At 43.9% G+C, this 8,274-nt stretch carries 7 protein-coding genes; 4 read left to right on the top strand and 3 right to left on the bottom strand.

Annotated elements, in window-relative coordinates; genetic code table 11:
• Both F6K37_RS26175 and F6K37_RS26170 read left to right on the top strand, forming a co-directional pair.
• A partial coding sequence (locus F6K37_RS26175) for an ATPase domain-containing protein (protein ID WP_287253232.1) occupies positions 1–441 on the top strand: 441 nt, incomplete at its 5' end.
• A gap of 612 nt (positions 442–1,053) precedes the next feature.
• Entirely contained in the window at positions 1,054–2,121 is a 1,068-nt protein-coding gene (locus F6K37_RS26170) for an LOG family protein (protein WP_287253230.1), read from the top strand.
• 104 nt (positions 2,122–2,225) lie between these two features.
• On the opposite strand, the gene F6K37_RS26165 is transcribed toward F6K37_RS26170, so the two are convergent.
• Positions 2,226–3,101 carry a DUF928 domain-containing protein gene (locus tag F6K37_RS26165; RefSeq protein ID WP_287253227.1) on the bottom strand — a complete coding sequence of 292 codons (876 nt, stop codon included), beginning with the start codon at positions 3,099–3,101 and terminating at the stop codon, positions 2,226–2,228.
• A gap of 1,109 nt (positions 3,102–4,210) precedes the next feature.
• On the opposite strand from F6K37_RS26165, the gene F6K37_RS26160 reads away from it, so the two are divergent.
• Both F6K37_RS26160 and bioF read left to right on the top strand, forming a co-directional pair.
• Positions 4,211–4,633 carry a hypothetical protein gene (locus F6K37_RS26160; protein ID WP_008182363.1) on the top strand — a complete coding sequence of 141 codons (423 nt, stop codon included), beginning with the start codon at positions 4,211–4,213 and terminating at the stop codon, positions 4,631–4,633.
• A 48-nt stretch (positions 4,634–4,681) separates the two neighbouring features.
• The gene (gene bioF / locus F6K37_RS26155; RefSeq protein ID WP_287253224.1) at positions 4,682–5,851 is read left to right on the top strand and encodes an 8-amino-7-oxononanoate synthase; all 1,170 of its coding nucleotides are present in this window, start codon (positions 4,682–4,684) and stop codon (positions 5,849–5,851) included.
• A 20-nt stretch (positions 5,852–5,871) separates the two neighbouring features.
• Here the strand turns inward: bioF and F6K37_RS26150 are convergent, their stop codons facing one another.
• Positions 5,872–7,542 carry a CocE/NonD family hydrolase gene (locus tag F6K37_RS26150; RefSeq protein WP_287253221.1) on the bottom strand — a complete coding sequence of 557 codons (1,671 nt, stop codon included), beginning with the start codon at positions 7,540–7,542 and terminating at the stop codon, positions 5,872–5,874.
• A gap of 205 nt (positions 7,543–7,747) precedes the next feature.
• Positions 7,748–8,274: anion permease (locus tag F6K37_RS26145; RefSeq protein WP_287253219.1), on the bottom strand; the 527-nt coding region annotated here is incomplete at its 5' end.

Below are 8,274 nucleotides of genomic sequence, written 5' to 3'. Positions count from 1 at the left end.
TCTCGCATTGCCATCGACTCTCTTTCTGCTTTAGCACGGGGAGTGAGCAACAATGCCTTTCGGCAGTTTGTGATTGGTGTGACGGGCTATGCGAAGCAAGAAGAAATAACTGGATTTTTTACCAATACCACAGATAAATTTATGGGAGCTCACTCCATTACCGATTCCCATATTTCTACAATTACTGACACAATTATAATGCTACAGTATGTGGAAATTCGTGGTGAAATGTCCCGTGCTATCAATGTATTTAAGATGCGTGGCTCTTGGCATGATACAGGTATCCGAGAGTACACTATCAGTAAGGATGGACCAGAAATTAAGGATTCCTTCCGCAATTACGAACGAATTATCAGTGGTTCTCCCACTCGGATTCCCGTCGATGAAAAGAGCGAACTCTCTCGGATTGTTAAAGGCGTTCGTGATAAGTCGGGGGAATAATATCTAGTCTTATTAAGTAAGCATTCAGCTATCAGCATTCAGCTATCAGCTTTTGAATAAAACCAGTAAGCTGTCGCGTATTTAAACTCCCTTTGATTAAATCAGAAAAAAAAACTGAAACTCTTTTACATTCTGCCTTCTGCCTTCTGCCTTCTGCCTTCTGCCTTGGTGTTGTAGAATTTAAATGCACAACAGCTTAACCATTGGTTTAATCTCTGTTACGTCAGCTCACGGCACCTCAAGTAGCGTGAGCTTTTAGCTCACGGCTGACGGCTGAATGCTTACCTTATTAATCACTTCGTATTCAGGAAAATCGTTAATTGTTAATTGTTAATTGTTAATTGCTAATTCATCCTTTACCCCTTTGGGGAATTAAAAATTAAAAATTAAAAATTAAAAATTTACGCATCAAGTTTAGAACAAATTTTGAATTAATTAATTCCGGGTACAAGCCCCCACTGATTGTCATTTTGAATTAATAATTTTTAATTTTGAATTGGAGCGTTCGCGAAGCGTGACCAAAGGTCAAGCGAGTTGACTATTGACAATTTTCAATTTTCAATTTTCAATTGACGAAAAACCTTTAATGATAAGTAGTCAACTGGATACGATATGACCCTATCTCCTTCTGCGGATGGCTTCAACTCACTGTCAACGGATTTAGCAACACTGATTGACCAGCTACCTAATCTAGAAAATCGTAAATTGATCAAACGGTCTCTGGCAGTGCTAGTGCGACTAACTGGGGAAGAAATTGACCGTCTGGACTGGAAAATAATCACCGCTTCTCTAGAAGATATGGAGCGGGCATTTCAAGTTTTTTATCCCTATCGTCATGTTCGGAAAGTTACCATTTTCGGTTCCTCACGCCTTGCCCCAAATACTCCTGAATATCAGCTGGCAGCTGAATTTGCCTATCATTTAACCCAGCAGGGATTTATGGTAATGACTGGTGCTGGTGGTGGCATTATGGAGGCAGGAAACAAAGGTGCTGGCTCTAAGCATTCGTTTGGTCTGAATATTCAACTACCGTTTGAGCACGGATCAAATTCGTTTATCGCAGGGGATCCCAAGCTAATTGAGTTCAAGTATTTTTTCACTCGCAAGCTATTTTTCATCAAGGAAACGGATGCGCTTACCTTATTTCCTGGTGGCTTTGGTACTCAGGATGAAGCCTTTGAGTCTTTAACCCTTTGTCAGACAGGACGATTAGAACCAACTCCTTTAGTACTGATTGATAAACCTGGTGGCACCTACTGGAAAGATTGGGATGCTTATATTCACAAGCACCTCATGCAACGGGGTTTGATCAGGCCAGAGGATTCCAGTCTCTATACCATCACAGATAACTTAGATGTGGCTTACGAAACCATTAATCGGTTTTACCGGGTTTATCACTCTAGCCGCTATGTCAGAGATCAATTCGTGATTCGCCTCAAATCTGAGTTGTCAAACCCTGAGGTTGAACAGCTAAATCAGGATTTTAGCGATATCTTGGTTCAGGGACGGATTGAGAAAAGTCAGGTTTTACCGGAAGAACTACCTGATGAAACCGCTGAACTCCCCCGTCTGGTTTTCCACTTCAATCGACGAGATGTTAGCCGTCTTTACCAGCTACTCGCTACTATTAATCACATGGGTGTTTCCGAAGAAAGTACAACTCATCCGGAACTGAAATAAGGCTTGGATGCTTGCATCCTTAAAATACACAGGAGGCTCGACCAATGACCAATACCGGAAATGACCCACTCTCTTGCTGGTAATGGAATTAGAGCGACTTGATCTTAAAATTCCAGAAAGGGTGCTTGCGTGATCGCATCTAAGTCAACAGACTGCAATAATTTCACCCAATCCTTGATCAGCAGGTCATTGCTATAATTTTGCTGACGTAGCTTAGCTAGAGCATTAAGGGTATCATACCAGATCCCTGATCTGGCATAGATAATCGCTTTCTGTTCTAATGTCGCTTGGTCTAACTGATTTTTGAGGGATGGGTTGAGTGACATCCGTTTTACCCACCCTGTCACTACAGGAGATCCCAGTCGCTCACATTTAACCACAAAGTACCAACGATACTGTTTACCAACCTCAAGGGAGGCGACTGTTGATGGAAGTTCGATGCCTACTACACTTGGTGAGGAAGATGAGGCAACAAATTTAGTCCAGTAGATTTCGTTATGGTTTTCATCTTGTAGCACAAACTCCAAAGGCAAGTCCGGTGTCAGGGCATAGGGAACATAAAACCAGAAGGTGGGATGAGAAACAACGGTTAAGCCGAAAACCGATTCTGATGCAATTTGACCCTCACTGGCAATGGTGGGGCTAGCAGGGACCAAGGCAGTCAAAGGTGGCTCGACTTTTGGACATCCCCCACGGCTTGCCGCTGCTTTTCGTTTACCGGGTACACCTCGTTCCGGTACATTTGGTGGCACCCAATCTAGACTGATACCTAATGGCTGTGGATTCCTTGAAGTAATTCGCTCTTGCTCTCGGTGGTTTTGAGCCACTTCTGCTGTTGGAGAACGTTGATTTGAGTCCAACCGGGAATTGCTAGGATTAGCTGTTGAAATCCCTGGCAAGGCAATACTGCTACTAAAGCTGACAATTGCTAATGCAATTCCTAAGATTGGCGGTGCTAACGGTAGTTTTATCTTGCTCATGATTCATAAAGAGTAATTTTGAAGGAATGTTTTCCTTGTAATTGGTCAGGTGATTGGTCAGTTGTTAGTTACTATCCCTAATTTTTTCGATATCGTTGCTAGGCTCATGATCACTCAATTGAGTGTATAGCGCTACGGGCAATGGCATTGGCAAGAGGCAAAATTTTACTACAAAAGCTTTTCAGGTTGTATCAATTTCCTAACCTTAATGGGTAGTGCTATATCTAATTTTTACTACTGACCAGTGATTATTTTCTATATCTAGTTTGGGGTCTTCAGTACCTTTTATGCGAAAGTTCCAGTTAAAAAACTCATAAAGCTTACTTTACAAGCGATGCAGCTTCGGAACAGGGGAGGCAGTGGGGCTAAAGGGGAGGCAGCTCGGTCTTGGGGGAAACCCCCACTCGCTATTGCCGTTTCCACGGGGCAAACAGCGGTGCGGACGAAGGTTTGCTTTGAATTACCGTAAGGAGAGGGGAGCCTTATTTCATGTAACTTAAAATTATTACTCTTTACCTATCGACTATAAACGCTCCCCCATCCTGCGGTTATGTCTTAACACCCAGCCCCTCCCCATGAGGAACTGCCGTGGTTTCCCCCACTCGGGCAATAATCAAGACAGGAAAATTCTGCTATTCAACTCACAAAATTTTCTGAATACGGCCTTTTTCCACTATTCCCTGCTCCGAAGTCCCTGCTCCGGAGTCCCTGCTCCGAAGTCCCTGCTCCGAAGTCCCTTTGCCAGACTGTTTATTTAGCATAACAAGTACATAAGAACCCTAGTTTGATCTACAATCTAGTAATTGAAGAATCCAGAATTTAAAAATGTTTCATTTTCAGGACTTACTTAGCTATTATAGCTGGTGAATTTCGACTATTTATTAGCATAAAATTATTATTTTGTCAACTGCATTTTGATAGATATAGATAGTTAACAGTTCCGGTAATTCATCCCCAGATCCAATCTATAATTTAGTAGGGGATAGGGATCCGTGTAGGAATTGTGAGAATTTTTGATGCCATATTCCCTACTCCCTATTCCCTACTCCCTATTCCCTTTGCTAGATGATGAGTCAATACTATTAGGATCGTGAAGTTTGGTGGCAGACATGAAAATTTACCAAAAATCTTTTTTGAATAACAAACTCTGTAGCATCCTCTTGTTGCTGACTGTGGGAGTAACATTACTCAGTAGCTGCTCCCCTAACAAAATGGAGAAGTGCAAGCTGATTGAGGTTGAACCCAGGGAAGTTGAGCTAGACATCAAGGACACTGATATTGAGGGATGGGAATTAGAGGTACTTTGTGGTGACCAACTTTGGGATATCCCATGGTCAGAAATTAATCGGCACTTCAAGATTGACCTGAAGAAGTATTACTCGAAGAATCCACAAGCAGCTCAACGGCAGCTGCAACGACTGGAGCAACGACTACTTTTCTATAAACCAGACAACAAGAGGGGAAATATCCTATACGGTTCTTTAGATGGCAATCCAGAGTTAGTTGGGGTGAAGGCGAAAAAAGATGATTAAGATTCAACCGGCACCAAGCCCAAGTCTCACCACCAAATACAATGTCTAATGTCTACTGACCCTTATGCTTGGCTAAAGCTATCCCTGGCCACGATTGAGAAAGCCAATTGGTATCGTTCAGTACAAACTCTACAAAGTATGCCTGGTGCTGTGGTGCAACTGGAAGGGCGAGAGGTGATTAACTTTGCTAGTAATGACTATCTGGGACTGGCGGGCTCTCCTCCTTTAATCGAAGCCGCAGTTACGGCTACTAAGGACTATGGTACTGGTAGCACTGGCTCAAGATTACTCACTGGACACCGGGAACTGCATCGAGAATTGGAAAATGCGATCGCATCTCTCAAACAAACTGAAGATGCGATCGTCTATAGCTCTGGGTATTTGGCAAATATAGGTACGATTGCGGCTTTAGTAGGGAAACGGGATTTAATCCTAGGGGATCAGTACAACCACTCCAGCCTGAAAAATGGGGCAATTTTGAGCGGTGCCCAGGTAATCGATTATGAGCACTGCAATATGGCTTCTTTGCAGGGTCAACTGATTCAATACCGACAACAGTACCGCCGTTGCTTAATTGTTACTGATAGCGTCTTTAGCATGGATGGTGATTTATGCCCCTTGCCTGAGCTATTAGGGTTGGCAAACCAATTTAATTGTATGCTTCTGGTGGATGAAGCCCATGCTACGGGAGTTTTGGGCGCTACAGGCGCTGGGTGTGTGGAACATTTTGGCTGTACTGGAGAAACCATTATTCAAGTTGGCACCCTCAGTAAAGCTTTGGGTAGTTTGGGAGGGTATGTGGCGGGTTCAGCGGTTTTAATTGATTTCCTCCGAAATCGTTCTCCTAGCTGGATTTACACCACTGCTTTATCTCCAGCAGATACAGCAGCAGCATTAGCAGCAATCCAAATTGTCCAACAAGAACCAGAACGGTGCGCTCAACTTAGGAATAATGTAGAGACTCTCAAACAGTTAATTACTCAACAGCTGCCTAATCTCAACTGTTTGCCCTCCGAGTCACCTATCCTTTGCATTTCCATAAATAGTGCTACTGAGGCTCTTGCTGTTGGGGAAACCTTGAAAGCAGCTGGTATCTTTGCCCCTGCTATTCGTCCTCCTACAGTGCCTACGAGTCGAATTCGGATCTCAGTTATGGCAACTCATACATTGGATCATTTCGAGCAGTTAGTTGCTGCTTTGGAGACCTGTCAGCTATAGCGCTAAATTGATCATGGCGCTCATTTTGGGTCAGAGTTAAAAATAGGTAATAAAACACGAGTTGGATAATCTCCTCCACAACTCACTATCAAAGTAATAATCTCAGCATCCATCAATCGACTTTCACCAGGAAAAGCCCCGGTGCCGGAATTGACTGGATAAGCGGGAAAACAAGCCCCACTTAAGCTCAAGCGCAACTGATTCCCTTGGGCAATACGCACAAAAGTTGCTTGGAATCGAATACGCCACGGATTAGTATTGTCTCCAGGATTCACCCGCCCATATCCCTGAGTGACATTGTAAACCCTGCCATCGGGATGGACTTCCGACAACACTGCACAGATATCAAAACTGGGAGTATCAGCTGTGCAAAACACCTCTACCAGCACATCCCCTACCAAATGTAAATTTTCTGCTAAGGGTGGAGAGGTGTAGGTTAAAACATCTGTGCGACAATCTATGGAAGTGCGATCGCATGAACCGACTGGCATGGCTGCATGACCCCCTATTGCTGGAACTGGACGCCAAGGGTCATGAACTAATAGATCACAGGATAGATCAAAGGTATGCTGGATTTGGGATACTCCCTGTGTCTGCGATCGCTGTTGCATTCCTTGAGACTCTTCTGGGACTAATTTTCCAGAATCTTCCCTGACACTGGCTAAACCGGAAGTTACCAGATAATAAGATTTCTGATTTCCATCAGGCCAACTATCAAAATAACGCCACCGATTAGTTCCCATCTCAAATAGAGAAACAGGGGGTTGCTCAACCACGTTGGTATCAATTCCTTTGAGGAACTGGTCAAACCAACGCACTTGCAAGCCATCAACGGGACTATTCGCCTCGGGACCGTAATCGACTGCTCCCACTTTACGCCCCCAAGGCAGGTGCGCCCAAGGTCCAATGATCAGATGCTGGGGCGAACTGCCATGAGATGCCATATCCTTATATAAATGAAGTGTCCCTCGCAAAAATGGGTCAAACCATCCGCCAATATGTAACATGGGCATGTCTACATCCGGCATCATTCCCTTGGGAGATAGTTTTTCCCAGTATTGATCTGGGTGAGGATGGTCTAACCAGTCGTGATAAAAGGAGTCTGGTGCTAAGTCTTGGAGAATTTGAGGCCGAGCCGGAATTGGGTCATACAGGGGTAAATTCCGAGATGCCGCATACAGCAGTTGATAGGCTTGCTCATCTCCCCGCAATCGTGCCGTTTCTGTTGCTAATTGTATCGCCCAACCCAGATTAGCTTGTAAACAAAACGCCCCTCCCTCATAGGCCCAATCGCTGTATAAATCATAGCCAATCATCGCTGGACAGATCGTTTTCAGAGCGCTGGGATAGCTGGCAGCAGCGTACAGTTGAGTCATCCCCTGATAGGAAAAGCCGTACATGCCCACATCCCCAGTGCTACCGGGTAAACTGGCTGCCCAGTTAACACTATCAAAGCCATCTTCCACTTCGTGGGCAAACAAATCAAACTTACCGTCTGAAGTGCCCCTCCCCCTGACATCTTGAATCACCACAATGTAACCGTGGGCAGCATACCAAGTGGGATGAGCATAAACTACCGTAGATGCGATCGCTCTTCCATAGGGTTGCCGCATCAGCAAGACGGGAAACTCACCAGCACTATCGGGACGGTAGATATCCGCATCCAGCCGCACTCCATCCCGTGTTACCATTGATGCTGTTTCTTGTTTAACCTTCAACCTTCCAACCTTCAAGCTGTCACCTCTAACAAACCTTGGCCAAAAGGCCACGCTACGCGAACAACCTTCCAACCTTCAAGCTATCACCTCTAACAAACCTTAAACCTTCCAACCTTAAACCTTCCAACCTTCAACTTTCCAACCTTCAACCTTCTAACCTGCAACCTGTAACTTATAGTCACCCCAACATGATGCAAACCACCATTAAAACCGTTGAAAGTCCCTGCAATCCAATTTGTAAATTATCCCCTAAGAATTGAGACAAACCTGATGCAGCAAACCCTTTAGAAATTGCAATTCCACCCCCCAATAGCAGCAATATTCCCCAAGGAATTTTTACAGCGGTTTCCCAGTCTAGGAGCTTTATTTTATCTCCTGTTTCTGTTTTTACAGGAAGTATAAACATGATCACAGCAATTAGGGCAGCCACACTGGAATCATGAACAAAGTTAGCCACCCCCAGATAGTTTGACCAACCCGTTAATGTAAAGGAACCGATGGTGATATCTGCCCGAAAAATCCACAACAATGCTGTTAAACCAAATAAAATAGCAACGTATTTTTCTCCCTGAGACATTTTTACCAGTTTCTGGACTTCTTTGTATGGAATCTTAAAATATTCTGAGGATAAACTGTTATTATCAAGTTTGACTGTAATTTTCGTTAAATAGATCCAAGTTAACAAGATAAATATAAAAACAGCTG

The organism is Moorena sp. SIO4E2, assembly GCF_010671945.1.
Classification (GTDB): domain Bacteria; phylum Cyanobacteriota; class Cyanobacteriia; order Cyanobacteriales; family Coleofasciculaceae; genus Moorena; species Moorena producens.
Note: the sequence above shows the minus strand (reverse complement) of the source record. Positions and strands in the feature narration are given on the sequence as shown.

What these genes read in the sequence shown, in the direction of transcription:
- F6K37_RS26170 (WP_287253230.1), top strand. Translation starts at nt 1,054, where the DNA reads ATGACCCTATCTCCTTCTGCGGATGGCTTCAACTCACTGTCAACGGAT.
- F6K37_RS26165 (WP_287253227.1), bottom strand. Translation starts at nt 3,101, where the DNA reads ATGAGCAAGATAAAACTACCGTTAGCACCGCCAATCTTAGGAATTGCA.
- F6K37_RS26160 (WP_008182363.1), top strand. Translation starts at nt 4,211, where the DNA reads ATGAAAATTTACCAAAAATCTTTTTTGAATAACAAACTCTGTAGCATC.
- bioF (WP_287253224.1), top strand. Translation starts at nt 4,682, where the DNA reads ATGTCTACTGACCCTTATGCTTGGCTAAAGCTATCCCTGGCCACGATT.
- F6K37_RS26150 (WP_287253221.1), bottom strand. Translation starts at nt 7,542, where the DNA reads ATGGTAACACGGGATGGAGTGCGGCTGGATGCGGATATCTACCGTCCC.